This is a genomic window from Psychroflexus maritimus (assembly GCF_011089875.1).
Lineage (GTDB): Bacteria > Bacteroidota > Bacteroidia > Flavobacteriales > Flavobacteriaceae > Psychroflexus > Psychroflexus maritimus.
Genome location: NZ_JAANAS010000050.1, coordinates 1 through 26,054, shown reverse-complemented (window position 1 = coordinate 26,054; position 26,054 = coordinate 1). Strand labels below are relative to the sequence as shown.

The window sequence follows — 26,054 nt, the reverse complement described above, 5'->3', positions numbered from 1 at the left end:
TTTTATAAGACTTTGGTTTACGGTGTTAATCATTAATACCGTAATAAAAAAAATGTCTAAACTCCAAAATTTTCAAAATTCTTCTAAACAATTAGCCCGAGTTATAGGGCTTACTTCAAAAGATTCAGATGCACGAATTATTATAATACCTCTACAAATTTAGACCATTTGTTAAGTTGAAAAAATTCCCTATGGCTGACGAAAATGGTGATGTGTGGGACCAAGTTGCTGTTGGCTCATCAACTAATCCTGATTTGCAATTAGATATTTTGAATGCAAATGATGATTTTATTTATTCAAGTGAAGCTTTGGTTGATAGGGCAAGTAGCGGAAACTGTGATGACACAAATTACTTCTTTCCAGCTGTTCAATTGAGTGGCGAGCAAATATCATCACAACTAAGTTTTGAATTATATGATGAAGACTCGACAGATTGGGAAGGTATGGGAGGTTGGATAATAGGTGGGCTTTATTCATCAAATAATGGTTTCCCAGACACTATTACAATTGGAGAATGCTCAGATAATATTGTTTTTGAAGTTGATTTAGATTATTCTTGGTAATTTTAGACCTGCATTAATCATTCTTACTTGTTAAAAAAAGTACTTTCAAATGTTTTAATTTAATCAGCATTTGTAGGTACTTTTTTATTGATATTTTAAAAATTATAGTGAAAGTTGCATTTACTTGTTGAATTCAAGGAACAAAACAAGGCATTAATATTTTTTGTTACCACTCCCCTATTCATAAATCCTAGACCCCCACATTATCAATCTCCTTCATTAGCCTATCTGTTTCGCTTAGATAATGCTGTACCGCCTTTAAAAATGGTTTCTTTTCCTATTTCACTTTTAAAAATGCTAAACAAAGCATAGGTTACCCAATAGTCTTTTTCAATATATTCGGGTTTTAGCTTCATTTGTTGAGCGGTAAACCGAATAGCATCTCTATATAAAGCTATGTTTTTGTGCAACTTCATTCGATATACCAATTTGATTGATTAGGCAATTCTCCTTTATTTACTCCCAATTTTATGGTTGTGAGTGGATTGAGACTTTCTTTTAGTTGTTCAATGCCTTTAGGGGTTGTACCCAAATTTTCAAGAACTGCGCCTGCCAATGCTCTTGCTCTTGGCGGATACATTAAGGCATATTTAATGAATGATTTGGTTTGTTTGTCGTTGATTTTGTTGACTATGCTACTTAGTCTTTTTATCGCCTGAGCAATGGAACAATCGGGAATAGTTTTAATGTCTTTGAAGGCATCCAGCAAACCCAAAATCTCATAATTACTATCCGTAACTTCGGCATAGCTTTTTACGGCATCTGCTTTTAAATTCTCCCGATTGATGTTGATGCGCTTTTTACGACTAGCAATTTTTGTACGAAATGCCATTTGAGTAGTCAAGCCTAAACGATTGTATAATGAAGTGCCTGTTTCGTATGCTACTCGCTTACCATTTTCAAATAAATAGGGACGTAGCAATTCGCTGTAATCTGGTTTTAACTCGCCAAACACTGTTTTTTCAGGTTTATAAAACACCCCTTTTGAAAGTTTTTTTATCACGCCTTGGTTTTTTAGACGTTCCAGTGCTTTAGCCACAGTAGTGTAGTCGTTTTTAGCAATGCGCAAATCGTCATATCCAAAGGTTTTTCCTTCGGGTAAAGATTTTATTTTTTTGCGTATTTCTGTTGCTAATGCCATAATGCAAAGATACTTACTTTTTATTAATGTCAAGTTTATGGTTCTAAAAACTTGACATTTTAGAATTTTTTCCAATGTATATGGCTTTTAGTGTTGGCTTCTTCATTTAAGATTCTTTTTCTTTCGTTTTAAGTTTATAATTACCAAGTCTTAATAATGCAACAATTAGCAATAGCATAACTGCTGATGTGTAATTCTTAGTTGTAAAAAAGCAATGAGCAACATTGTTTCTCAAATTCATTCCGCTTGATGTGAAAAGAAATTTAAAAAAGGCAATATCATCTTCAGGAATCAATGCCTTTAATTTTTCATTATCCAATAATTTATCGAAACCAATCCTTTCTTCTGTACCATTGTCTTTAATTTCTATTGTCTGAGCACCAATCATTCTTGAGAATTCACGCAATAGTCCTTCAAATTTCAATACCAAACTATCTATTGCTAATATGTAGCCTTTTGGATTGTGACTGTTTGTTTTTAAATCAATTTCTGTTTGAACAAAAAAGCTTTGCAGAGATGGTGAAAGTAGCTCAATCCAATTAAAACCTTGAGTTTCGTTATTTGAATCTATGTGAGTGAAATCTTGACCGTACCAAGAATCATTTTTTAAGTAATCGATTAAACTTTCAAAGGAAATTTTACCACTTTTAATTCCTTTTGAAACAACAAGCCAAATGTGATTAATGGAAAAATTTTTTATATGTATTGAATAGGAATTAATAACACCTGATTTATTTTTGCTGACGTTTTTATTAATGTCAAATGTCATTGTCGAAACTAAATCAAGCATAACTGATTTTATTTCTTCATTCAAGACAGTCGCCTTAGGTAATAAATTATCTAAAACCAAATAACCGTAGATATCCTTAGCATTTCCGTTTTCGATTAATTGAGTAGTTTTTTCCTTAGTAGAATCCCACCATTGGTTTAAAAGCTTATTATATTTCTCATCTTCCAATTCAAATGAAACTTTTTTAAGGTCAATGCTCTTTTTCGCTTGCTCTAATAAAACAGCAGTTTGTTCAATCTTTTCTTTATTATTAGCCTTTTTATATTCTTCTAAAGCGTTTGTGTAATAATGATGAGAAATAAAACCTTTGTTTTTTTCATTTTCGAGTTGTGATATATGATAGTCGCCTAGCTTTTCGTGAAATTCACTTGGTGAAGTATTAAGTTTTCGACTAAGAATCACGAGTAATTTTAAATAGCTTTCTAAAACCCTTTCGTCTAAATCGGAAATCTTGTTTTTTGAGTAATCAAAGAATTTTTGAGTAATTGAAGAATCTATTTTTTTACCATTTTCAATGATAAAATCCATCAACGAATATTTTGTAAAATCGTTTAGTTTATCACTTTCCAAAAGTGAAACCAAATAACTTATAATTTCATCTTTTTTGTGGTTTACAGTTTGGCTAAGGATAAAAAGATTTTTGAAGTACTTGCCAAATGACAAGCATTGCAAATTATCATCAACTGAAAACGAAGACTTTTTTAGAAGCATTAAATAACTTTCAATTGCTTCTTTGGCAAAATCAATGTGTTTCTGTGGACTTAACCAAAGTAGATGATTGTATTTTGCTTTGTATTTTGGGTTTTGTACTTTATTTGCTCGTGTTTTGATGTAATCAAAATTGTCATCAAATAGCTCTAATGTTGGATAAGCATTTGCACCGCTTTGGAATTTTGGAATATGTTTACCTTCTTCAATGGAAAAGTCAGCAAAAAATAATTCATACGAACATAACTTTTTCGTGTTTTCATCTTCAATTTTATCTCGTAAAGCCGTTATGTATTTGTACGTGTTTAAATCTAAATACTGGAAATTGGTATCATTTTCTAGGTATTCGTAATATTCATCTAAATTCTTAAAATCCATTTTGTAGTAGGGTTTAGATGATTTCAATTTTATCAATCTCCTTCATCAGCCTATCCGTTTCGCTTAGAGCGACGATAATTTTTTGATAGTGCAAAATATCATCAAACTCTAATTGGCGACCTTTACGGTCTTTGAGCCATTTCTGGGCGGGTTGATAACCACCGATGTAAAACTCCCAAGCCACTAATGGCACATTCTCAAAATACTGCTCATCGTTTATCCAAACTTTACCCTGTGTTTCATTGTCAGGCACATAACCAGGACTACTTTTAGTGATTTTACGTGTGACTTCATTATTGCCATTTATTGGGTATTGCGTAATGTATTGCTTCACTTTTGGACTTTCCAATAAATGGATTTGGCGTATTTCTCCGCCTAATTTTACCAATTGCCAAAACGTATCTTGGTCTTTTGGATAGGGCACTCTTGGAAAATCAATTTTTAAAAACTCTTTGTATGTCGAACGGTAAGTGGGTGAATGCAAAACCGCATAGATGTAATCTAAAATGTCAATTGGGGCAAAAGTGTTATCTTTTATATCTTTCTCAATAGTAAAAATTAAACCAATTTTTTCGGCTAAACACTTTACTATTTCAAATTTAAAGTTTGGAGTTCTTTCGGTTATATTACCAATTGTTTGTTGTCCGTTCGTTTCAGGATAAATGTAAAGTGGGAAAACACTACCACCGCCACGATAATATATGTTTTGGTCTGAAATTGTGTTAGTGATAAAGGATAAATTCCATTGCATACTTCCAACAGCTTGACCTTGTCTACCTGATATTATTGCAAAGTTTTTACCATCTCGTAAATTTTTCATAATACGATTTTGGCTGTATGCAAAAAAACCTTTTGGCTTGCCTGTGAAATAAGTCCATCTGTTATCAAATGGACGATATGTAATCATTTTGAAATTGTTATCGCTAAAATTTTCAGTTAAATCTTCCTTTGCTTTTGATAAAATCCAATCTCTACTATCACTTTTTAAGTTGTAGATTTTACGCAATTCAGATTCTTCTAAATTTCTAAAGTTTTCAATTATTCTATTTAAAGATGATTTTTCAAATTCGATAGTCACACTATCATTTTTTGATAAAACACCTAATGACGATTCTATAAACAACTCCGTTAATTGAAAGCCTTTGTCATATTCGTTTTTATCTTCAAAATCTTTAGGCATTAAAAAATATTCTGGAGCAGTTAGTTCAACTTCATTATAGGGTGTTGATTTTAGACTGTTTTCGGTTAGAAAATCATATTTTAATTCTCGTTTACCATAAAGGTCATAATGATAAACTTTGCCTAATTCGTTTGGTTTTTTCTTACCTGTTTTTATGAAAAAATTGATTGAAACGCCTTGTTCAATATCAAAAACATTTACATCTGCTGTACCATCTGGGGCAGTTTCTTTTTTCTTGGCGTTTCCGTGTAAATCAATCGTATAAATTTTGTCATACGTTTTTAATAAATGCCAACGCATTCCCCTGAAAGTAGGGTTGTCTAAGAATCCGTGAGGATTGATAAAAGCCAAAACACCACTTCCGTTTTTCTCAATAAAATGCTGACCGTATCTCAAAAACTTTACATAATCGTCATTGATGAATTTCGAATTTTGTTCTTTTAGTTTTTCTTTTCCACCTGGTTCTTTTTTGTAATCATCCATTAGGCTCATAATCCATTCACCTTTGTTGGCACTTTCTCCGCTGTATGGCGGATTTCCAATTACACACATTACTGGTGTATCTCTTTTAATATGGTTGGCTTCATTGGCTTCGGTGCTCAACCAATTTGCAAATAGAGTTCCTGTGTCTTGGTGGTGTTCTTCTAAGCTGTTGGTGAGGTAAACACGTAGCCTTTGTTCCCCTCCTTTGGAGGGGTGCCTAACGGGCGGGGTGGTTCTATAGCCTGTTTCAGTCAATAGTAAATCCAACTTTAAATGTGCCATTGCATAACTCGCCATAAGCAACTCAAAACCGTTCAAGCGTGGCAATAAATGAGTTTCAACATAATTACTCCAAATGCCTTGTTGCCCTTCAAATCTTTTGTGAATGTGTTTGATGGTTTCTGCTAAAAACGTTCCTGTGCCTGTGGCTGGGTCAAGAATTTGTACTTTGTGTACTTCTTGTTTTACTTTTTTGCCTTGTATATCAACTTTTATCTCGGTTTTGCTCGTGTCGGCAAGTCCTTGTGGTAAATCAAATTCAGTTTTTAGAATATCATCTACTGCACGAACAATAAAGTTTACAACGGGTTGCGGTGTGTACCAAACGCCACGAGCTTTACGTAATTTGGGGTCGTATTCGCTTAGAAAGGTTTCGTAAAAATGGATAATTGGGTCTTCCATTTTGGTGGCTTTCCCGTAATTCTTTAAAATCTCACTCACATTACACGCCAAAAAGATTTCAGCAAGGTTTTCTACTACCCATTTAATGCGGTCGTCAATGTCGGGTCCTGCAATGTAGCCAAAGAGTTTTCGCAAAAACGGATTGGATTTTGGAATCAGTTCAGCCGCTTCTTGTCGGCTAAAATTATCCAAAGTAGGGTCGTGCAAACGAGCTGCAAACATGCCGTAAGCAATGGTTTGAGCATAAACATCTGCAAAACCTTGTGGTGTAATGTCGTGAATTAAAATCTCTTTAAACGCTAACATTTGTTCTTTAAGCGTAGAGTTTTCTTGGTTTTCTTCATCACTGGTTAAGGACTTTTCGATAATATCAGAAAGTAAGCGAGCCTTACCTGCCATCATTTCGGCTAAACGCTTTGGGCTTTTAATGGTTTGCCCAATGTGAACGCAGAAATCTTTGATGAGGTTATCAAAGTTGGCAAAGTTTTCAGGCAATGCCTTGATGCCGTTTTCTGTAATTTCAGCAATGGCAATGCTAGTCACAAATTCACCTTCTCGGTACAGATGAAAATTGATGTAATCCGTAAAGATGAGATTATCTAAAGATGCTTTATAGCGGTCAAACTGTTCTTTATTGCCTGTTTTCTTTTTTCCATCAAGGTCTTTGTCACCAATGTCTTTCGCTTCAATAAAACCAACTGGAATATCTTTTTTAGTCAGAATGTAGTCAGGTGCTCCGCAAGATTGTCTTTTTGGTTCGTTGGTCGCTCTAATGCTTGGCACTAAGGTTTCTAAAAGTTGTTGTAAGTCGCCACGAAAGGTGTGTTCTGTGGCATTTCCGAGTTTGTAGCGTTGGCTTAAATTATTGATATAGTTATCTATTGTCATTTACTTATGAAGTTAATTATAAAGTTTCAAAAATTATTTTCAAAAATAACAAATTATTTTACGTATAATAGATTTTTATCAAGTTATGCGATTAATAAATCTGCTATCAAAAACAGCTACCGTACATTTACCGCTTGGGTTTGATGGTCTAGATTTTTTTCAAAATTAAATCCATTCGTTTTTTTAGTTTTAGTGTTTAATTTTGAGTTTTTAGTTGCCTATTTTTAAAATGTGTAGCCACTTTAGAATTAACTCTATAACCTACTGAAATAATTAAATCAAGGCTATAAAAATCTACTTGGTATGTTTTACCATCTAAGGCAGTTGTTGCAAAAAATGCAACAACTGAATCTTTTCCTACTTGATTAATCGCACTTGTAAAAATCCCAAAGCTATCGCCTTTTAGGTTGTATAGATTTTTTGAATTTTTAAATTTAATTTTTGATAAAAGTATTGTTTAAAACAATCCCAAAGAACTCATTTCTTGATTATCTAAGCCTACTTGAGCAGCTATTTTTCTGTTGTATTCTTTAATAGCACCATTTAAAGTAAATAATCGTACTAAAAGCCAAAACCCACATCCGGCAAGAGTTACATAATATAAAATTTGAAGCCCTATTTTATCAAGAGAGCCATAAGACCAGCCTAGGAGTAAAAATAATAACCAAATGGTGGTTGGTTTCGCTTTTCTAGTTTCATAAAGCATAAATTTGTCTGTATTCATAACTATGTATTTAGATTAAAATTTAATTACTGTTTTCAAAGTCCACCTCAGTGCCTTGTAAGACTTCAATATCTTTTTTCAGCCCTTGATAAAACCTCAACAAAGGTTTTGGATTATTAATAGTAGTGTTAAAAAAGAACTTGTTTTTAGCCTTTTTATGGATGAAGGGTTTAGTCAATGGGTATTCCTCTGTTAAAAGCAACTTGGCTTTTAAATTGAGTGCCAAACTTACCTGATATGTCTTATCATTTTTTGAAAACCCAAACACATCGGGTTTAGAGAATTGATGTAGATGTTCGTGGCACTGAGGCTCTTCTGTGAGGACTACATCGCCCATACGTTCTATATTGAAAAATTTGTTTTGTTGCTTATCAATTTCAAAAGCACACAAGGAGATGTAGTTTGATGTAAACTTTATGGGTTCTACAAGACGGTCTGATACCTTTTGAGAATTGATAGACTGGTATTGCTTGACTAGGATTTGCTTATTCGTGTGAATAGCTGTGTTGATGAGACTGATGAGCCTAGAAAGTTTGGCATTGTAGATGTCGTGGTTTATAAGTTCAATATCAGAATTTAAGCTTAGTTTGTGGACAATGCTTTGGGATAATTTATTTGAGCGTCCCGACGTCAATAATAATTGCTTTAGGAAGTCTAATTCTTCTTTATTAAAATGAGAGGGAGCAATTAGTTGATTATCTTGAATGCTATATTTTTTAAATTTATTTACTTCAACATTAAATCCAACATTCTGAAGAAGTTCTAGATACCTATAAACTGTCCTCTTAGATGAATCTAAATATTTTGAGATATAACCTACTGATTTTGCTGGCTCTTGTTTGAGAAGTGCAATTAATTTTAAAAGTCGATATAACTTATTTTGATTAGCCACAATTTAAATATATAAAACAAAGAAGGCGATATTTCTTTAATTATAAAAACGATTGACCTTAGTTGTCCATTTTTTTTATTGAGATAAATAATTAATTGAAACAAAAAAGTCCTTAGTTATTTAGATGTGTTTCATATGTTTTTTTTAATGTAAAGTAAAAAAACCACTCTTTGCAGAGTGGTTTTTTTTAATGCTGTTCAAGTTTTATTGAAAATAGCTATAGTCAGCTGCCTGCATTGCCTTTCGCAAACTATCAGCTTTAATATAGTTGTAAAACACCTTTTCGGATTTATGACCAGATATAGCCATAATTAAATGCGGAGGCACGCCTGCATTATAAGCGTTCGTACAAAAACTTCGTCTTGCGGTGTGCGAGGATACAAATTTATACTTAGGTTTTGTTATGCTTACTTTTTCATTTCCTAATGTCTTTTCTAAGGTATAATCCGTAGTGATTTTCGCTCTTTTCGCTATTGATTTAATTATAGCGTTAAGCTGTAATTTGAAAAATGTCTATTATAAAAAAATAGGTGATTTTAAAAAAGAGTTTTTAATAAAGGAATTCTATAAGTGTGGTGTATGTCTTTTATCGTGTTTTAAAAGGGTTACGTTACGCTTAATAATCTATCGTTTTTGAGCTTATTTGCGAATATCCCAAGTTTTTCAAGGTCTTTAAAGAACAAGTTCGATAATTGGACTATGTTGTGTACAACAACCCCTAATATTAGGGGTTTTGTTTTTAAATACTTTTTTTTGCGAATAGAGAAAATTTTGTATCATAACTTATAGATTCTCTTTGCTCCTGTTTTTGTGCTAATGAAAAGCTCTATTTTCAATTTATCCTAATCCTTAAAAACTCACAAAGCTTCAGTTTTCAAAACAAGCTTATTTATTGAAATCAGTTTAGCAAGACGCAAGCCTTAATAGAATTCTTTTAAATAAGTTTAAATTAATTTGTTTTTAATAAAATAAATTAATCATTGAAAAAAAATTGATTTTGTAACAATAGTTACGTTGAATTGATAACGGTGTATATAAATTTGCTCCCATAAAAAAAATCAATGGAAATAATTGAAATCGTTGGATACTTTGGAGCCTTAATTATTGGGCTAGTTTTAGGTCTTATTGGAGGAGGGGGTTCTATATTAACCGTACCAGTACTAGTCTATTTATTAGCTATTAATCCTGTATTAGCAACCGCCTATTCATTGTTTGTTGTTGGCTTTGCTTCACTAGTTGGCGCAGTACGTAATATACAAAAAGGGCTTGTAGATTTTAAAACGGCAACTGTATTTGCTATACCAGCTTTTATTACCGTATATGGAACCCGTAAGTATTTAGTACCTGCCTTACCAGACCACTTCTTTACCATCTCGAATTTTGAAGTCACTAAAGACGTTGGAATAATGATCTTTTTTGCAATAATTATGCTATTGGCTTCTTTTTCAATGATAAAATCGAAAAAAGAAAAAACAACTAAAGAACAACTAGCTGAAGAACAAGAAGTAAAATTTAATTATGGATTGATTTTGTTAGAAGGTTTGGTAGTCGGTGTAATTACAGGAATAGTTGGAGCTGGAGGAGGATTTTTAATCATTCCCGCCTTAGTTCTTCTAGCTAAACTACCAATGAAAAAAGCAGTAGCCACATCATTACTAATAATTGCGGTAAAATCTTTAATTGGCTTTTTAGGTGATGTACAAAACTTAAGTATAGACTGGGTGTTCTTAGGAATATTTACAGGACTTTCTGCCGTAGGTATTTTTATTGGTATATGGTTAAACAATTACATTGATGGTAAAAAATTGAAAAAAGGCTTTGGTTGGTTTGTACTAATCATGGGAATTTACATAATTTATAAAGAAATAGTTTAAAACAAAATAACATGAAAATAGAACAGATTTATACAGGTTGTCTTGCACAAGGTGCCTACTATATTGAAAGTAACGGAGAAGTTGCAATAATAGACCCGTTAAGAGAAGTGCAACCCTATTTAGATAAAGCTGAAAAAAGCAATGCCAAAATCAAATATATTTTAGAAACTCACTTTCATGCAGATTTTGTAAGTGGACATCTAACTTTGGCTGAAAAAACAGGAGCAAAAATAGTCTATGGACCAAATGCCAAGACTTCTTTTGATTCTTATATAGCAGAAGATAATGAGGTATTTCAGTTAGGAAATATAAAAATTAAGGTATTACACACCCCTGGTCATACCATGGAGAGCACAACCTACCTCCTAGTTGATGAGAATGAAAAACCTGAAGCCATTTTTACAGGAGATACTCTTTTTTTGGGTGACGTAGGTCGTCCTGATTTAGCTCAAAAAGCTGCTTCTATGACACAAGAAGAATTAGCAGGAACTTTATACGATAGCCTTCGAAATAAAATCATGCCTCTTGATAATAGCATAACCGTCTATCCTGGTCACGGTGCAGGCTCTGCTTGCGGAAAAAATATGATGAAAGAAACCGTTGATACGCTAGGAAATCAAAAAGAGATGAACTATGCGTTACGCGAAGATATGAGCAAAGAAGAATTCATTGAAGAGGTAACAGCTGGCCTAGCTCCACCACCTAAATATTTCCCTTTAAATGTAAAATTAAACAAAGACGGCTACGAGAGTATTGATAAAATAATAAATCGCGGTACACGCGCTTTAAGTCCAAACGAATTTGAAACCGCAGCTAATGAAACTGGAGCCGTAGTTCTTGACGTAAGACATCAAGACCATTATGCTAAAGGGCATATTCCAGGATCAATTTTTATTGGTCTTGATGGAACTTTTGCTCCGTGGGTTGGTGCCTTAATTGCCGATGTAAAACAACCTATTTTATTGGTAACCGATAAAGATCGTGAAGAAGAAGCCGTTATTAGATTATCAAGAGTGGGTTTTGACAATACCTTAGGCTACTTACAAGGAGGCTTTGATGCTTGGAAAAATGATGCAAAAGAATATGACCAAGTAACTTCAGTAAGTGCAGCAAAGTTTGAAGAAGTTTACAAAGAAAGCCAACAAATAAATATTTATGATGTAAGAAAACCTAATGAATATTTATCAGAAAGAATTCCAGAGGCGGAAAACACACCTCTAGATTTTATTAATGAACACTTAGCTGAATTTCCTAGCAAAAACTCTTTCTATGTTCATTGCGCTGGAGGTTATCGTTCTATGATTGCTGCCTCAATTCTTAAGAAAAGAGGAATACACAATTTAATTAATATTGAAGGTGGCTTTGATGAATTAAAAGAACTAGACATTAAAATGACAGATTTTGTTTGTCCTAGCACCTTGTAAATTTCATGTCAAACACTATAAGAAGTAGGTAAAGTCGTTTCTAAATAGAAGCGACTTTTTATTTATACGTAATGAAAAATAGGAGAATAAAAAAGGTTGATTAAACTTGATGTATAGCCTACATACGTCTTATCAAATTTTACAGCATATTAGATAAACTACAAATTGTTTCATAAAAAAAGCCCTAGAAGCTAGACTTTAAATTTTAGTAGAAATTGGATTTTCTTCGACTCCGTTTCTCTACGCTCAGGCTAAACTTCTCGTCCTTCTTAATCAATAAAATTTAGAGCAAAAAAAAAGAGCTAACTAGTTAAGTTAACTCTTCACTTGTAGCGGGAACTGGACTCGAACCAGTGACCTTCGGGTTATGAGCCCGACGAGCTACCTGCTGCTCTATCCCGCGATTTGGATTGCAAATATACATAAAAATAAAACTTCTTAGCAAACTTTTCTTCAAAAAAATTACTGATCTAAGGTAGTTGCTTGAAAATCTACCACTTGACTAGCAGAAATTTTTATAATAAAGCTTATAGGGTTGCAACATACCTCACAATCTTCCACATATTCTTCCATATTGTGCGATAAATCAACAATAATACTAACTTCCTCCCAGCAATGAGGGCATTGGTAAAAAATTTCTTCTCCCCTATGCATTACTTAATTCTAATTCAATTTCTTCCCATTTCTTCATCAATTCATCAAGCTTTTTCTTTGTTGTTTCATAACTCTCAAAGAAATTAGCATCAGAGGCCAATGCTGGTTTCTTTAATAACTGAGTGTCTAGTTTTTCAATTTCATTTTCTAAAGAATTAATTTTAGTTTCTACTTTAGATAGCTGATTGGTAAGCGATTTCTGTTTTTTTTGTTCCTTAAAGGAAAGCTGATTACTAGTATGCTTTGCCTGATTTGGCTTTGTTGGATTATTTTTCTCATCAGATTCAACAGCACGCATATTTTCAAACTCTCGTTCTTGAAGATAGGCATCAATATCACCCAAAAATTCGTTTACTTTACCATCTCTAAACTCAAAGACAGTATTGGCTAATCCCTGTAAAAATTTACGGTCGTGAGAAACTAAAATCAATGTTCCATCAAAGTTATTTAATGCCTTTTTAAGCACTTCTTTAGACTGTAAATCAAGGTGATTAGTCGGCTCATCCATAATAAGAACATTAAAAGGAGTTAGGAGCAATTTAGCTAAAGCCAAACGATTTCTTTCGCCTCCAGAAAGTACTTTTACATACTTTTCTACTTCCTCTCCACGAAATAAAAAAGAGCCTAAAATATCACGAACTCGTGGCCTAGATTTAGCATCTGCAGCATCAATCATGGTATCGAGTACGGTTTTATTTAAATCCAAATACTCCGCTTGATTTTGCGCAAAATATCCTATCTGCACGTTATGGCCAATTTTTAAGTCTCCTTGATGTTCATGCTCGCCAACAAGGATTTTGGCAAGCGTAGATTTTCCCTGTCCATTTTGCCCTACAAAAGCAATTTTATTGGATCTTTCTATTTCAAAAGAGACATCACTGAAAACGATATGCTGACCAAATTTTTTTGAAATCGATTCTGTTTGAAAAACTACTTTACCCGGTTGATGACTTACTTCAAATTTTAAGTTCATTTGTGCATTGTCTTCTTGGTCAACTTCTATACGTTCAACTTTGTCCAATTTTTTAATTAGCGATTGTGCCATAGACGCTTTAGAAGCTTTAGCTCTAAACTTTTCAATCAGCTTTTCAGTTTGTTCAATTTCTTTTTGTTGATTTTTTTGAGCAGCTAATTGTTGTTCTCTTATTTCACTGCGTATCTTTTTAAATTCAGAAAAGGCTTTTGGGTAGTCATAAATTCTACCTAAAGACAATTCTATAGTTCTATTGGTAACTTCATCTAAAAACATTTCATCGTGAGAGACAATTACCACGCAACCAGGATAAGTTTGTAAGAAACCTTCTAACCAAATAATACTTTCAATATCTAAATGGTTTGTAGGCTCATCAAGTAACATGATATCGTTGTTCTGAAGAAGGAGTTTTGCTAATTCAATTCGCATTCTCCAGCCACCAGAAAATTCATTTGTTAATTTAGTGAATTCTGTTTCCTTAAATCCTAGGCCTTTAAGGACTCGTTCTGCTGTTCCTTGATAAGAATAACCACCAAGCATTTGAAGCTGTTGCTGTACATCGGTTAACTGAACAATTAAGTCTTGATAAGCCTCAGATTCATAGTCTTCGCGTGTCTGAAGCGCATGATTAATTTGATCAATTTGTTTTTCAAGGGTTTTTATTTCTTCAAAAGCTTTATAAGCCTCTTCTAAAACCGTACAGCCTTCATCAAAATCAATGTCTTGTTTGAGTATTCCTATCTTTGTATTTTTAGGGTAAGACAAATCTCCTTCGAAGTCTTTTAACTCGCCTGAAAGAATTTTAAGTAAAGTAGATTTGCCTGCTCCATTTTTACCTATTAAACCTACTCGATCTCCTTTGGTTAATCTAAAGTTGATTTGATTAAAAAGTGGTATTCCTCCAAAGAGGACACTTAAATTAGAAACATGTATCATGAGTTACAAGGAAAACAATTAAAAATTAGTATTTTTGCGAAAGTAAATATAAGAAAATGAAAGGCACCAAATTATATAGTATTTTTACAGGAAAATGTCCAGTTTGTCAAGAAGAAAGCATGTACAAAGAAAAAAATCCTTTCAAACTGAACAAGATTTACGACATGCACGAAAAATGCTCAAACTGCCAAACTAAATACAAAATTGAACCTTCTTTTTTCTATGGAGCTATGTATGTTAGTTACGGAATTGGGGTAGCCATTGCTGTTGCTTCATTCATAATTGCACATTACTTTATTGGGCTAGAAAAACTAAACTCTTTCTTTGTTATTATTGGAGTTTTAGTTTTAAGTATGCCTATTAATATGCGGCTTGCAAGAAATATATGGATTAACTTCTTCTTTAGTTTTAATAAAGAGAAGGCGAACTCTTAAAATGCTTACGCGTAAATCGATTTACATTTACTTGATCCATTATAGTTTCATTAGTTTTAATGGAATTAATTAAATTTTTTGCCAAGTGTGGAGCCGACATTATCCCCCTACTTCCCATTGCATTAAGCGTAAATAAAGAACTATGTTTAGGGTGCTGACCTGAAATAGGAAGGCGGTCTTTTGACGTTGGGCGGATGGCAGAAACTTGATCAACAATTTCAAAATCAACAGTTGTGAATTTTTCTAATTCTTTATTCAAGTTTAAACGTGCTGATGCTGACGGTAAATCATCCGTAAAATCTCTTTCATAAGTTGCTCCAAACTTAAATAAGCCTTGGCCTAACGGAATCAAGAATTTGGAGGGTTTATAAATTTTATCTTGGGATAAATCGGTACACCTTACAATCAGGTATTCTCCTTTATTTCCATAGATAGGTAAGTAATTAAAAAATGGGTTATTGATAACCTGATAGCCATCGGCAAAAATGACATGTTTATAGCCCCTAGAATTATACTTAACACAAGAATCAGAGAGATGCAAATCGGCATAGTTAAAGTTAGCTTGAATAAAACGAGAAGAGCCAATTAGATAATTAGAAAAATCGGAGATAAGCTCACGCAGACGAATTAAATAAGAATCGATAACCTTAGCCGAACGAAACTTATTGTCAACCTTAGCTAAATCGATTAAATCTGAAGACAAATACTTGTTTATTGGCTTAGACTCAGGTTGACTAAACCACAGATTTTGCTCCTCGATACTGGAAAAGATTCTGTAAATAGGCTTATCTTGAAGATAAGATTGACCTAACAATTGGGTGAAACTTGAATAAAAATCTACCGCATAGAAATGGAATAAGTCTGCATTCCACGCTAGTTTTAATCGTTTCAACGAAACAGGGTTTAACAAGCCGCCTGAAACCGAAGATGCTCTAGGTTTTAAGTTAGCAATTACATCAAACGAAGTGTTTTGGTCTAACAAGTGCTTAGCTAAAGAAAGACCAACCACACCAAATCCAACAATTAAAAAATCCTTTTTAGTATCTTCAACTTGCATAAGTAAATTAAATAAGAAGCCCTCTGTATAAGAGGGCTAATTTAAAATAATATCTTGAAAAATAGATTAATGATTCCACATATCCAATTCAAAGTTTCTAATCTCTTCCTTAAGTCGATCAGATTCTAATAATTGCATCATTGCATCATCCTGAATATATTCTTTAACCTTACGGTCTCCATATTCATTTTCAGTTTGATAAATAACCGCATTAAAACGTCTTGAGTTTAAAAGATGATCAAAACTAATAGGTTTAGAACTATTTTGGCTATTAAGAACATTTGCATTGTGTAAAGCGTTTCTAGCATCTGGATACCAAACCCAAAAATATTCAATCGGTTCTCCCTCATCTCCTGAGCCTTTTTTCTTAACATCAACACCAACTGGTGCTATAGCAAGTATTCTATACCTCATTTCACCTTGTCTTTTATCAAAGTACCAAATACCTTTAATGTGGTAAAACTCAATATCTAAAGCTGTGATTTCCTCAGGAATTAAGAAAGGCTCGAGTTGAGCTAACAAATCTGAGGGATACAGCTCAGGATAGTCTTCTAAAGTACCCGCCATAAAACGTTGCAATAGTAAATCTACAGTTTCTGTACCAGTAATACCGTATTGGTCAAGAATATTGTAGGCTGCATCAGGTAATGAAATATGAGACAATCTTGCCAAAGCTTCCTCATCTACGAGTTTAGCATCTTCATTAAAATAACTGGTTCTATAAATCTGCTTAATGGCATTATCTGAAGGTTCATCTGAAGCACCGTCTTTAATCCCATCAACTAAGACTTGAAAAAGAGGGCGTCTATTTTTACTTATCACAGTTCTTTTAGTAGGGTAGTACAAAGGAAAATTAACTTTTTGCTTCAAGTCGATTTTTTCCCATACAGATTTAGACCACAAAATATCTCTATCTCCTACATAACCATAATCTAGTGGTTGATTATCGTCATACTCTTTTTGGTCTTCTGTAAGTTCACCAACTTCTATAGGCGTTTTAGCATTCAAAATATTTGACTGCGCATTTACGCTTGTAAAAGCAATTAAACTTAATGAACCTACGAATAAATAAGTGAGAACACTCCTCATAGTATTATTTTTTAGTTACTTAATTTTACTTGTATTGGTGGCATATTTTTAACGTTAACACCAGGAACGTCTGCTTTTATATCAAAAACCTGAACTACATCACCTGCATTAGCAAGATTCAATAATTGTTTAGCAGAAGCATCAAAACGATCGCCATTAACAGTAACCGCTGGTTGACCAGGAATAGAAACTGAAAAACGCTTAACAACAGGTTTAATATCAAAATCAAAATTTTCAAACTCAGCACCTACGGGTGATATTTCAAGCGCCTTTCTTGGCATAGAAATAGGAGCTCCTTCTTGAAATTGACCTCTTACGGTTGGCGTAGGTCTTGGTAAAGACTTAATACGGAAAACTACTGGGGGAGAATTAACGGGGTCGCCATCAATTTCTCCTGTCACATTAATTTTAACTTCTTTACCGGTTTTAGGTACAAGATTATATTTAGTACCTGAAACATTTTTTAAACCAGGAGCACTAGCTTTCACTTTATTTGCTGGAATACCAGGAATTGAAACCGTAATAGGGTTATCAATACCACGATAAACTACGTTCATTTTATCAGCAGAAACAATTGCTTGCTCTGGTTTTGGTATAACTTGAAAAGTTTGGTTAACATCAACTTCAATTACCTCATCACCTTGATTGAAGAAAAGTTTTCCTTCTATTAGCTTGTCACCTGCACCTCCAGTGGGTACATTTAACTTTACTTGACCTTCTAAAATTTCAAAATCTTTTCCTTCGGTAAGGGGGCTACCATTTAATTTTAATTGAACATCATTAGGAACAGTTGAAGCATCAGTTCTTCCTAAAACTATTGAACCATCAAATGTTGTACCTTGATAGTAAGCTCCTCTATCAGTTTGCAGTAAGGTCTCGTAATTATCCATTGAAGCAATCTGAGTCAACTGACCCGCTAACATTAATGAAAAAGTTTCATTTGCCAAAATTTTCATTTCATGTTGTAGATTAGAAATTTTAGTAATCGTAGAAATCATTGGATAACCTACAAAATGGTGTTCTACATAATTAACTTTAGCGTTTTTAGCAGCTCCCTCTGGTTTAATAGGTTCATCTGCATTAAACTTTTCTTTAATTGTTTTAACAATTTTAGCATACTTTGGGTCATCTTGTAATAAACCAACCATTTTGTCTCTGTAAGTAGCTATATTGGCCATAAACGCTTCGCCTTCAGGCTTCAGTTCGCCATTCTTCATGAAATATTCATTAACAGCTGCATCTTTATCCATTGTTTCGTAGTCTTTTGGATCCTCAACAGAGCCTTCAAATATTTCTTTTACATCTTGAAAGTATGTAAACAATTCCTCGGTATGCTGATTCACTAAATCGGCTTTCTCCTTTACAGCTTTGAACTGATCAGGTTGATCTGCAGCTTTGGTAGCTAAACCTTGCAAAGCTTCTTTGTTTTTATCTTCTAAAGTACTACTACTCTCAACTAAAGATTCGTTAATCTGACCAAAAGCAGACAATACCTCTTTTGACATATTTAGCGCTAGCATTGCAATAAATACGAGGTACATCAGATTAATCATCTGCTGCCGTGGTGATTCTTTTCCTCCTGCCATGTTTATATTTTATAAATTATTATTCAATTATTTAAATCTCAATATATCTACTAGTTAAGCTTTAGGCTTCATAGCACTTAACATTCCACCATAAACCCCGTTAAGTGAATTTAAGTTATCAGTTAAAGAAGCCATTTGGTCTTTTAATTTACCAGCATTAGCAGTTACCGCTTGATTGATTTCAGCCTGTTGTGTAGCTGAATCTAATTGAACCTTATACAAGTTATTCAAAGACTCCATTTGTTGAGCAGCCTTGACCATTTCTTCGCTATATTTTTTCTGAGAACTCATTGCATCAGCTGAAGGAGCAATTCCTTTAGAAGCACTCTCAAAGTTTTTAATACTCTGCCCAAGGCTTTCCATCAACTTAGAATCAATTTTAGCCTCTTTCAACATATTATCTAATTTCTTAGAAAGCATACCTTGCTCGTCCTTAGCTTCAGCTTTAGATTTTTTACCGCTTGAATCGCCACCGGCTAACTCAGGATAAACTTTAGACCAGTCAAGTTCTGTTTCAATTGGTTCAAAGGCTGAATAGGTAAATATTAATGCTTCAGTAACAAGACCAATAGTTAACATTACGTTACCCGTTAAAGGACCAATTTCAAAGTGTACAATTTTGAATAGCGCACCAATTAATACAATTGCTGCTCCAAGACCATATACCATATTCTTAATTCTCTTTCCTGCTTTTGATTGTGCCATAATCGTTAAAAATTTAAGTTATTATTTAGTTGTTTATATTAATTATTAAAAGTTGTATTTTCTTAATTTAGGTTTAAGCTATTTCCAAGAAAATCTTGAACGGTTCTAAAGCCAACATAACTTCTAGCTGAGTCTGCGTATTCATAATCCCGAGTACTAACTTGCAAGAAATAACTTACATCTTTCCAAGAACCACCACGAATCACTTTTCGCTTATTATCTTTGTTATTCACATTTGGATTCATACTAGACATATATTCATAAGAAGCTGCATCATAAGAAGTATTTACCCATTCTGAAACGTTTCCAGACATATTATACAAACCAAAATCATTGGGCTCATACGAATCAGCTTCAACAGTGTAAAGCGCCTCATCAGCAGCATAATCACCTCTTAAAGGCTTGAAGTTAGCCTTAAAACAAGCGCGATCATCTTTAGCATAAGGACCACCCCACGGGTAAGTCGCGGACTCTAAACCACCTCTTGCTGCATATTCCCATTCAGCTTCAGAAGGCAATCTAAACATATTGGTAGGCGCCATATCTTTAGATTTTCTAAAATTGTTTAAGTATTGTGTTCTCCAATCGGAAAATGCCTTGGCTTGATTCCAATCAACACCAACAACCGGATAATTATCGTAAGCTGTATGATTGAAGTAATCGTTGTGTAAAGGCTCATTGTATGAATAATGAAAATCCTTAATCCAAACGGTTGTATCTGGATAAATTGGCACCACATATTCTTTGATGTATTCTGAGCGATCACCTTTAGCACGTGCCGCTGCCTCAACATCCATTTGTTTGTAGGAATATTTAAATTCTTCAACGTTCTTCATTCTTACGCCATTGTAAGATTGATCGTTAGGAAGATAAAATTCATCCATCACATAAACATAATCTTCATCTGGGTATTTAGACTCGTCCCAAACTATATCAACATCCCAATTAATCATTTGATCCATGGGATCGTAATGTCTTGAAAATTCTTGAAAAGGGGTTAAATCACCTTCTTCAGCAGAGCCTTTAAAAGCATAGCTACCTATAGAACGGTCATTTCCTGAATCTCCACCTGTTGCTCCAGCTAATTCAGCTGCTTCAGCTAGTTTTTGTCGAACTACAGAATCTCGAACCCAATGCACAAATTGCCTGTATTCAGAATTGGTGATTTCAGTTTCATCCATATAAAAGGAGGTTACTGTAACGGTTTTTGTAGGAGCATCATTCAATCCTGCGATGTCGTGATCCGCCTTACCCATTATAAATGCCCCGCCTTCAACTAAGACCATACCGTATGGTTTTTCAGGGTTCCATTTTTTTCCTTCTACACCAACTAATTGACCGCGGTCATTATTACCACAGCTAACTAATACTAATGCGACTACTAAAAGTTTAATAAAATTTCTCATTTCTATATGTTATAGTAACGTAATTTTTTTCGGCTGTAAACCTATTTAAATAATTTCTAAAAACCAACTATTTTGCTAAGAGATATTTAATTTAAATTTAATCTTAGAGTTCATTTTTGATTTTTGATTTTACCCAGCGCTCAGGATATTCTAATTCACAAGCACTTAGATAATCTTCTTTAGAACATGATATAAACGTTTTTTCTGTTGGTTTATTATCTTTATTTGCTAAAGGAATTTCAATCCACCAACGTCCAGAAACTTTACTCTCTAAAAAAATGAGGTTTTCGTCCTCAATTGGGACGGTAAATTTAGTGAAATTTTGGTTAAATTGTGGATACTCTTCATTAAATCTAAAATTTAATCCTTCTACAAAATACCACATAACTTGCGCCACCAATGAAATTAAAGCTGGACGCTGATTAAATTTCTGTATTTCATACATCCCAAAACTACTTAGCCTATCACTTATGCCCGCATACCTTGCCATAGCACAAAATTCTTGGGCATTAAATCCATTTACCATAAAATGAGTTGAATCTGCCACTTCTGAAGACTTAAGACAAGTGAAATCAAAACTAGCAAAATCCGTATCTCTTAACAAAGGTTCTGCAAAGTGCAAGTTAGATTTAATATGCCCTAAACGGTAAGTTTCAAAAAAGAGACGTTCCATCAAGTCTATTTCATCTTGATTGACGTAAAACGTCTGGTAACCTAAGTTTGTATAATTAAAAAGATTGTAAGGTTTTTTTACAATAATATGACTTAAATAATTGTTTGTAGCCAGATCTAAATCAGCATCTCCTAGGTCAAAACTATGACTTACACTTAAATGGTTAACCATGTATTTAACTTCAGAATAGGCTCTGTATTGAGCATAAACCAAGTCTTTACTTCCTCCTAAAATTAAGGGTATAACTTTATTTTTTAATAAGGTGGCAAGGATTTTTTCTAAAAGGTAACGCGTGTCTTCTGGATTATTTCCTGCTTGAATGTTTCCTAAATCTAAGATTTTTGACTTCCAATTTCCAGGAAAAAGCTGATAAAAAGACCTTCTTATTTTGCTGAAATCTACCTTTTCTGAAGCTGTGTTTGATGATCTAAATTCAGCTACTCCTAAAATGGCGAGGTCGTAGCTTTTAAAATCTACCTGAGTTAACGAATGGTAAAAATCAACGTTTCTCCCTATTTGTTTGGGATGACCCTCAAGCTTAACTTCTTCCAAAAGCCTTTGATCTAAAGGTTCTAAAAATTCAAATTCCGACATTCAAAACTTAGTTTAATCCTTGTTGTGTTTGCCAAAACTAAGTAATTATTTCTTCTTTGACTTTTTCTTTGTTGTTTTTTTTCTCTTGGTTGTTGATTTTTTCCCTTTATCAAGCATGGCTTTGACTTCCTCTAATGTTAAATTTTTGGCATCGGTAGTTTTAGGCAGCTCTATTTTTTGCTTCCCCTTGGAAACCTTAAATCTTCCCCATCTTGCTTTTTCAACTTTTATTCCTTCCGCTTCCCAATGATGAATTAATTTATCTTTTTCTTTTTGGATTTTATCTTCAATAAGCTCTTCTATATCACCATCACTTAGGTTGTCGAAATCATATTTTTTATTAACGTTTATGAACATCCCATCCCATTTAAGAAAAGGGCCAAATCTACCTACTCCTTTTTGAACAGGCTTTTCTTGATAGTGATAAATAGGTTCTTCAGATTTTTCTTTTGCTTTAATTAATTCTAAAGCACGTTCCATGGTAACATCTAAGGGGTCTTCTCCACGATCTAATGAAACAAACTTTTTACCATACCTTACATAAGGACCAAATCTACCTATATTGGTTTCAACAGCTTCTCCTTTGTATTCGCCTAATTCTTTGGGAAGTTTGAACAAATCCATAACTTCATCAAAAGTAATAGTGTTCAAAGTTTGGCCAGGCCTTAAACTAGCAAATTGTGGTTTTTCTTCATCCTCAACAGTTCCAATTTGAGCCATAGGTCCGTATTTTCCAAGACGAACACTTACAGGTTTTCCGGTGCTTGGATCTTTCCCCAAAACACGCTCTCCTACTTCGCGTTCAGCATTTTCCTCAACGTCTTTAACTCGTGGATGAAACTCTGAATAAAAACTCTTCATTACATCAGTCCACTTTTTATTTCCTTCGGCAATTTTATCAAAATCACGCTCTAATCCTGCGGTAAAATTATAATCTAAAATTCCTGAAAAGTGTTCCACTAAAAAGTCATTAACCACCATTCCTACATCTGTAGGAACTAATTTACCTTTGTCTGAACCTATATTTTCAGACAATTTTTTATGATTAATTTTTTCATCTTGAAGAGTAAACTGATTATATTTTCTTGGTGTGCCTTCTATTTGTCCTTTTTCTACATATTTTCTGTTTTGTATTGTAGAAATAGTGGGTGCGTAAGTTGATGGTCTTCCTATGCCTAATTCTTCTAATTTTTTCACCAAAGCAGCTTCCGTATATCTTGCCGGTGGTCTTGTAAAACGTTCGGTGGCTTGAATCCAATGGCTAAGTAAATCTTCTCCTACTTGAACTCGAGGCAGCAACCCATCTTGTTGCTCTTCTTCCTCATCATCACTACCTTCTAAATAAACTTTTAGGAAGCCTTCAAACTTAATCATCTCTCCACGAGCAACAAATTCTTTTTTATGGGTATTTGCTTCAATTTTCATTACGGTACGCTCTAATTTAGCTTCACTCATCTGAGAGGCAATGGCGCGTTTCCAGATCAAATCATACAATCTTTTTTGGTCGTACTCATCGCCAGCAGAATGAACGGCAAAATTAGTAGGCCTAATAGCTTCATGAGCTTCTTGTGCTCCTTTAGCTTTCGATTTAAAATTTCTAGATTGTGCGTATTCCTTTCCATAAGCCGAAACAATTTCGTTAAAAGCTCCTTTTTTGGCTTCATCAGAAAGATTTACGCTATCGGTTCTCATGTAAGTAATACGTCCAGATTCATATAAGCGTTGAGCCATACTCATTGTTTTTCCTACGGGAAAATTGAGCTTTCTAGCCGCTTCTTGTTGTAAAGTTGACGTAGTAAATGGAGGAGCTGGCGATTTTTTAGCAGGTTTTGTGGTTAACTCTGCCACCTTAAAATGTGCGCCTAAGTTAGATTTTAAAAAGTTTTCAGCTTCTTTTTGTGTTGGAATATTCTTAGCCAATTTAGCTTTAAAGCTTTGCCCTTTTGATGTTGAAAATTCAGCATCTATACGATAAGAAGCCTCGGCTTTAAAACCTTGTATTTCTCGCTCGCGTTCTACAATTAAACGCACAGAAACCGATTGCACTCTACCGGCAGAAAGTCCGCCTTTAACTTTTCTCCAAAGCACAGGAGAGAGCTCGTATCCCACCAAACGATCTAGTACACGTCTAGCTTGTTGAGCATTTACCAAATTGTAGTCAATTTTACGAGGGTTTTTTATGGCTTTTTGTATGGCGGGCTTAGTAATTTCGTGAAAAACAATTCGCTTACTGTTTGAATCGTCAAGCTTTAATTCTTCTGCTAAATGCCAAGCAATGGCCTCTCCTTCTCGGTCTTCATCACTAGCTAACCACACAATTTCTGATGATTTAGCCAAGTTTTTTAACTTTTTAACTACCTCTTTTTTATCTTTAGAAACCATATATTTAGGAGTAAAATCTCCCTCTACATCTACTCCTAACTCTTTGGATGGAAGATCTGCTATATGCCCAAAACTTGAAGCTAACTTATAATCTTTACCTAGAAATTTTTCGATGGTTTTTGCCTTGGCTGGCGACTCAACTATTACTAAATTCTTAGCCATAAATTTTATTCAATTTGGTTACAAAAGTAGATGATTTTTTTTTCTAGGCGTAAATTTTAAGAAAAATCGCAAAAAAATTAGAGACTTAGCTCTTGAACATTGGCTAGTTATAAAACGCAAAAACCAAGTAAAAATAGCTCATAATACCTAGTAACCTGAGTTCGATTATAAGCACAAAGTCAAAATTTTATCTTCATCTCAAAACCCTAGCCCTGATTGTAGTGAAAAGGTACTATCTTTAAATCCAAACATTTTTTTAATTTTCAACCATAATTTTTTTATCTTTGATTTTACCGAGAGGAAGCATACTTTGATCACTCACTGGATGTTTACCTTGTATAGCCAAACTTTTTGTTTGGCTATTTTTTTCGCCTCTTTCAGAGGCGTACCGAGAGGAAAGCTCCTTCTCCTCCTCTTGGATATTTTTATTTCCTTTATTTTGATAATTAATATCAAAGGGTTCGTTTTTTTTCCACAAGTAATAAATTGTTAACAATAATTTTTTTTGAACAGCGACAATACCTTTCATTTTGATGCCTGTTCTTTCATAAACTCTAAGGTAAAGGTTCTTAAAAACTGTCCCTTCTGAACCTATTGCTATTAACGATGGCATGTGTAAAATTCGTCTAATCCTTGAGTTTCCCTTTTTCGATATTTTTGTCTTGCCTTTATGAGAACCTGATTGATTTTCTACAACATCATACCCAGAATAACTCACTAGTTGCTTGTAATTTTTAAACAGATTAAATCCATTTGTTTCTGCTATAACAGTAGCTACAGAAAGTATTGATAATCCTCTAACTGTGCAAATATTCTCTACTTTTAATTTTAGCTCCTCATCACTTTTTATGACTTCTTCGATAGCAATTTCTGTCTTTGTTTTTTGCTTTTCTAAGAAACGTATATGGCTTTTCATTTGCTTAATCACATGCTTGTTTGATAAAGCTGATTGTTCTTCTGCATGTAGCTTATTCTTTTCTACCGTAATCGATTCCTGAATGGATTGATACTGTCGTGTTAAAGACCTTAGGCTTACAAAAACATCTTTAGGTCTAATCCATTGAGATAAATTTTGTTCTGCCCCCATTTGTGCCAAACCTTTAGCGTCTATTTTATCATTCTTACTTTTTAAGCCAATAGATTGTAAATACTTTTTTGCTTTGTTTGGTAAAATAATAGAAACTCTATACCCTGCATCATCTAGATAATAAGCAAGTTCTTCGTGATAAACACCAGTAGCTTCTAAGCTAACAACTATTGGAATAGACTCTTTTTTTGTCCATTTATCAATCCATTTTACTAGCTTTAAAAAGCCTGCTTTTGAATTAGAAACACTACAAGAAGACTTAACCTTCACGCTTTGATTACAGTCTATCGTGCTTATACAAGCATCTACTTTTTTACTTGACACATCAAGACCTACTGAAAATTTTAAATTCATAATAAAAGTATTTTTTGCGTAATAATCATTAAAATTTTTCTCTAAGACTTTGCTCATGTAATACAATATCTATAACTAAATTATAGTATTTAGGTACTATTGAATCTTTAAGAAAAAGACTAGGATAGATTTGCCTTTATCAGCATTATCAATCAATGATTGTAACTAGCCCGCAAACAATTTGCTACCCTAGCTTTAATGATTTAACTGTTTAAAAATACAAAGATATGAGCCCG

General features: G+C 33.6%; 22 protein-coding genes and 1 tRNA gene. 4 read left to right on the top strand and 19 right to left on the bottom strand.

The window, feature by feature from the left end; all coding sequences use genetic code 11:
* Positions 1-191 precede the first annotated feature (191 nt).
* Positions 192-563, top strand: coding sequence for a hypothetical protein (locus G7034_RS07015; protein WP_166400252.1), 372 nt, complete (start codon positions 192-194; stop codon positions 561-563).
* A 224-nt stretch (positions 564-787) separates the two neighbouring features.
* Here G7034_RS07015 and G7034_RS07010 read toward each other — a convergent pair whose 3' ends face one another.
* The 8 genes from G7034_RS07010 to G7034_RS06975 form a co-directional block, all read right to left on the bottom strand.
* Positions 788-979, bottom strand: a complete 192-nt coding sequence (locus tag G7034_RS07010) for a hypothetical protein (RefSeq protein ID WP_187349876.1) — start codon at positions 977-979, stop codon at positions 788-790.
* A complete protein-coding gene (locus G7034_RS07005) occupies positions 976-1,704 on the bottom strand; it encodes a DUF6088 family protein (protein ID WP_166400251.1) in 729 nt (242 codons plus the stop codon). Before G7034_RS07005 ends, G7034_RS07010 begins: the two co-directional genes overlap by 4 nt.
* Before the next feature lie 106 nt (positions 1,705-1,810).
* Positions 1,811-3,580: a DUF4209 domain-containing protein gene (locus G7034_RS07000; RefSeq protein WP_166400250.1), complete on the bottom strand. Its 1,770-nt coding sequence runs from the start codon at positions 3,578-3,580 to the stop codon at positions 1,811-1,813.
* A gap of 13 nt (positions 3,581-3,593) precedes the next feature.
* Positions 3,594-6,812, bottom strand: coding sequence for a type ISP restriction/modification enzyme (locus G7034_RS06995; protein WP_166400249.1), 3,219 nt, complete (start codon positions 6,810-6,812; stop codon positions 3,594-3,596).
* A 196-nt stretch (positions 6,813-7,008) separates the two neighbouring features.
* Positions 7,009-7,182: a RhuM family protein gene (gene rhuM, locus G7034_RS11910; protein WP_317163756.1), complete on the bottom strand. Its 174-nt coding sequence runs from the start codon at positions 7,180-7,182 to the stop codon at positions 7,009-7,011.
* 87 nt (positions 7,183-7,269) lie between these two features.
* Positions 7,270-7,536 carry a TM2 domain-containing protein gene (locus tag G7034_RS06985; protein WP_166400248.1) on the bottom strand — a complete coding sequence of 89 codons (267 nt, stop codon included), beginning with the start codon at positions 7,534-7,536 and terminating at the stop codon, positions 7,270-7,272.
* A gap of 22 nt (positions 7,537-7,558) precedes the next feature.
* Positions 7,559-8,428: a helix-turn-helix transcriptional regulator gene (locus tag G7034_RS06980; protein ID WP_166400247.1), complete on the bottom strand. Its 870-nt coding sequence runs from the start codon at positions 8,426-8,428 to the stop codon at positions 7,559-7,561.
* 204 nt (positions 8,429-8,632) lie between these two features.
* Positions 8,633-8,833 (bottom strand): tyrosine-type recombinase/integrase, encoded by a 201-nt coding sequence (locus tag G7034_RS06975; protein WP_394351939.1) that lies wholly within the window; start codon positions 8,831-8,833, stop codon positions 8,633-8,635.
* A gap of 656 nt (positions 8,834-9,489) precedes the next feature.
* On the opposite strand from G7034_RS06975, the gene G7034_RS06970 reads away from it, so the two are divergent.
* Both G7034_RS06970 and G7034_RS06965 read left to right on the top strand, forming a co-directional pair.
* Positions 9,490-10,302, top strand: a complete 813-nt coding sequence (locus G7034_RS06970; protein ID WP_166400246.1) for a sulfite exporter TauE/SafE family protein — start codon at positions 9,490-9,492, stop codon at positions 10,300-10,302.
* Positions 10,303-10,313: 11 nt separating this feature from the next.
* Complete coding sequence (locus G7034_RS06965; RefSeq protein WP_166400245.1) at positions 10,314-11,726, top strand: MBL fold metallo-hydrolase; 1,413 nt, start codon at positions 10,314-10,316, stop codon at positions 11,724-11,726.
* A gap of 330 nt (positions 11,727-12,056) precedes the next feature.
* On the opposite strand, the gene G7034_RS06960 is transcribed toward G7034_RS06965, so the two are convergent.
* From G7034_RS06960 to G7034_RS06950, 3 genes are all read right to left on the bottom strand, one after another.
* Positions 12,057-12,129, bottom strand: a tRNA-Met gene (locus tag G7034_RS06960).
* A gap of 59 nt (positions 12,130-12,188) precedes the next feature.
* Complete coding sequence (locus G7034_RS06955) at positions 12,189-12,380, bottom strand: CPXCG motif-containing cysteine-rich protein (RefSeq protein ID WP_166400244.1); 192 nt, start codon at positions 12,378-12,380, stop codon at positions 12,189-12,191.
* On the bottom strand, positions 12,373-14,289 hold the full coding sequence (locus G7034_RS06950) for an ABC-F family ATP-binding cassette domain-containing protein (RefSeq protein ID WP_166400243.1): 1,917 nt from the start codon (positions 14,287-14,289) through the stop codon (positions 12,373-12,375). Before G7034_RS06950 ends, G7034_RS06955 begins: the two co-directional genes overlap by 8 nt.
* Before the next feature lie 56 nt (positions 14,290-14,345).
* On the opposite strand from G7034_RS06950, the gene G7034_RS06945 reads away from it, so the two are divergent.
* Positions 14,346-14,723, top strand: coding sequence for a DUF983 domain-containing protein (locus G7034_RS06945; RefSeq protein ID WP_166400242.1), 378 nt, complete (start codon positions 14,346-14,348; stop codon positions 14,721-14,723).
* On the opposite strand, the gene G7034_RS06940 is transcribed toward G7034_RS06945, so the two are convergent.
* The 8 genes from G7034_RS06940 to G7034_RS06905 all read right to left on the bottom strand — a co-directional run bounded on the left by G7034_RS06940 (position 14,698) and on the right by G7034_RS06905 (position 25,818).
* On the bottom strand, positions 14,698-15,780 hold the full coding sequence (locus G7034_RS06940; protein ID WP_166400241.1) for an NAD(P)/FAD-dependent oxidoreductase: 1,083 nt from the start codon (positions 15,778-15,780) through the stop codon (positions 14,698-14,700). The two genes, G7034_RS06945 and G7034_RS06940, sit on opposite strands and share 26 nt — an antisense overlap.
* A gap of 66 nt (positions 15,781-15,846) precedes the next feature.
* Entirely contained in the window at positions 15,847-16,869 is a 1,023-nt protein-coding gene (porN, locus tag G7034_RS06935) for a type IX secretion system ring subunit PorN/GldN (protein WP_166400240.1), read from the bottom strand.
* Between the two features lie 11 nt (positions 16,870-16,880).
* The gene (gene porM, locus G7034_RS06930; RefSeq protein ID WP_166400239.1) at positions 16,881-18,455 is read right to left on the bottom strand and encodes a type IX secretion system motor protein PorM/GldM; all 1,575 of its coding nucleotides are present in this window, start codon (positions 18,453-18,455) and stop codon (positions 16,881-16,883) included.
* A gap of 54 nt (positions 18,456-18,509) precedes the next feature.
* A complete protein-coding gene (gene porL / locus G7034_RS06925) occupies positions 18,510-19,160 on the bottom strand; it encodes a type IX secretion system motor protein PorL/GldL (RefSeq protein WP_166400238.1) in 651 nt (216 codons plus the stop codon).
* A gap of 62 nt (positions 19,161-19,222) precedes the next feature.
* Positions 19,223-20,566: a T9SS ring complex lipoprotein PorK/GldK gene (gene porK, locus G7034_RS06920; protein WP_166400237.1), complete on the bottom strand. Its 1,344-nt coding sequence runs from the start codon at positions 20,564-20,566 to the stop codon at positions 19,223-19,225.
* 103 nt (positions 20,567-20,669) lie between these two features.
* Entirely contained in the window at positions 20,670-21,833 is a 1,164-nt protein-coding gene (locus G7034_RS06915) for a formimidoylglutamase (RefSeq protein WP_166400236.1), read from the bottom strand.
* Between the two features lie 45 nt (positions 21,834-21,878).
* Positions 21,879-24,377 (bottom strand): type I DNA topoisomerase, encoded by a 2,499-nt coding sequence (gene topA / locus G7034_RS06910; RefSeq protein WP_166400235.1) that lies wholly within the window; start codon positions 24,375-24,377, stop codon positions 21,879-21,881.
* Between the two features lie 256 nt (positions 24,378-24,633).
* Positions 24,634-25,818 (bottom strand): IS110 family transposase, encoded by a 1,185-nt coding sequence (locus G7034_RS06905; protein ID WP_166399234.1) that lies wholly within the window; start codon positions 25,816-25,818, stop codon positions 24,634-24,636.
* Between the last annotated feature and the right edge of the window lie 236 nt (positions 25,819-26,054).

Bases quoted from the DNA above. Each gene is read 5' to 3' on its own strand.
- porM (WP_166400239.1), bottom strand. From the start codon at position 18,455: ATGGCAGGAGGAAAAGAATCACCACGGCAGCAGATGATTAATCTGATG.
- G7034_RS06940 (WP_166400241.1), bottom strand. From the start codon at position 15,780: ATGCAAGTTGAAGATACTAAAAAGGATTTTTTAATTGTTGGATTTGGT.
- G7034_RS07015 (WP_166400252.1), top strand. From the start codon at position 192: ATGGCTGACGAAAATGGTGATGTGTGGGACCAAGTTGCTGTTGGCTCA.
- porN (WP_166400240.1), bottom strand. From the start codon at position 16,869: ATGAGGAGTGTTCTCACTTATTTATTCGTAGGTTCATTAAGTTTAATT.
- G7034_RS06965 (WP_166400245.1), top strand. From the start codon at position 10,314: ATGAAAATAGAACAGATTTATACAGGTTGTCTTGCACAAGGTGCCTAC.
- G7034_RS06985 (WP_166400248.1), bottom strand. From the start codon at position 7,536: ATGAATACAGACAAATTTATGCTTTATGAAACTAGAAAAGCGAAACCA.
- topA (WP_166400235.1), bottom strand. From the start codon at position 24,377: ATGGCTAAGAATTTAGTAATAGTTGAGTCGCCAGCCAAGGCAAAAACC.
- G7034_RS06905 (WP_166399234.1), bottom strand. From the start codon at position 25,818: ATGAATTTAAAATTTTCAGTAGGTCTTGATGTGTCAAGTAAAAAAGTA.
- G7034_RS07000 (WP_166400250.1), bottom strand. From the start codon at position 3,580: ATGGATTTTAAGAATTTAGATGAATATTACGAATACCTAGAAAATGAT.
- G7034_RS06970 (WP_166400246.1), top strand. From the start codon at position 9,490: ATGGAAATAATTGAAATCGTTGGATACTTTGGAGCCTTAATTATTGGG.
- G7034_RS06915 (WP_166400236.1), bottom strand. From the start codon at position 21,833: ATGTCGGAATTTGAATTTTTAGAACCTTTAGATCAAAGGCTTTTGGAA.
- G7034_RS06995 (WP_166400249.1), bottom strand. From the start codon at position 6,812: ATGACAATAGATAACTATATCAATAATTTAAGCCAACGCTACAAACTC.
- porK (WP_166400237.1), bottom strand. From the start codon at position 20,566: ATGAGAAATTTTATTAAACTTTTAGTAGTCGCATTAGTATTAGTTAGC.
- G7034_RS06945 (WP_166400242.1), top strand. From the start codon at position 14,346: ATGAAAGGCACCAAATTATATAGTATTTTTACAGGAAAATGTCCAGTT.
- G7034_RS07005 (WP_166400251.1), bottom strand. From the start codon at position 1,704: ATGGCATTAGCAACAGAAATACGCAAAAAAATAAAATCTTTACCCGAA.
- G7034_RS06950 (WP_166400243.1), bottom strand. From the start codon at position 14,289: ATGATACATGTTTCTAATTTAAGTGTCCTCTTTGGAGGAATACCACTT.
- porL (WP_166400238.1), bottom strand. From the start codon at position 19,160: ATGGCACAATCAAAAGCAGGAAAGAGAATTAAGAATATGGTATATGGT.
- G7034_RS07010 (WP_187349876.1), bottom strand. From the start codon at position 979: ATGAAGTTGCACAAAAACATAGCTTTATATAGAGATGCTATTCGGTTT.
- G7034_RS06955 (WP_166400244.1), bottom strand. From the start codon at position 12,380: ATGCATAGGGGAGAAGAAATTTTTTACCAATGCCCTCATTGCTGGGAG.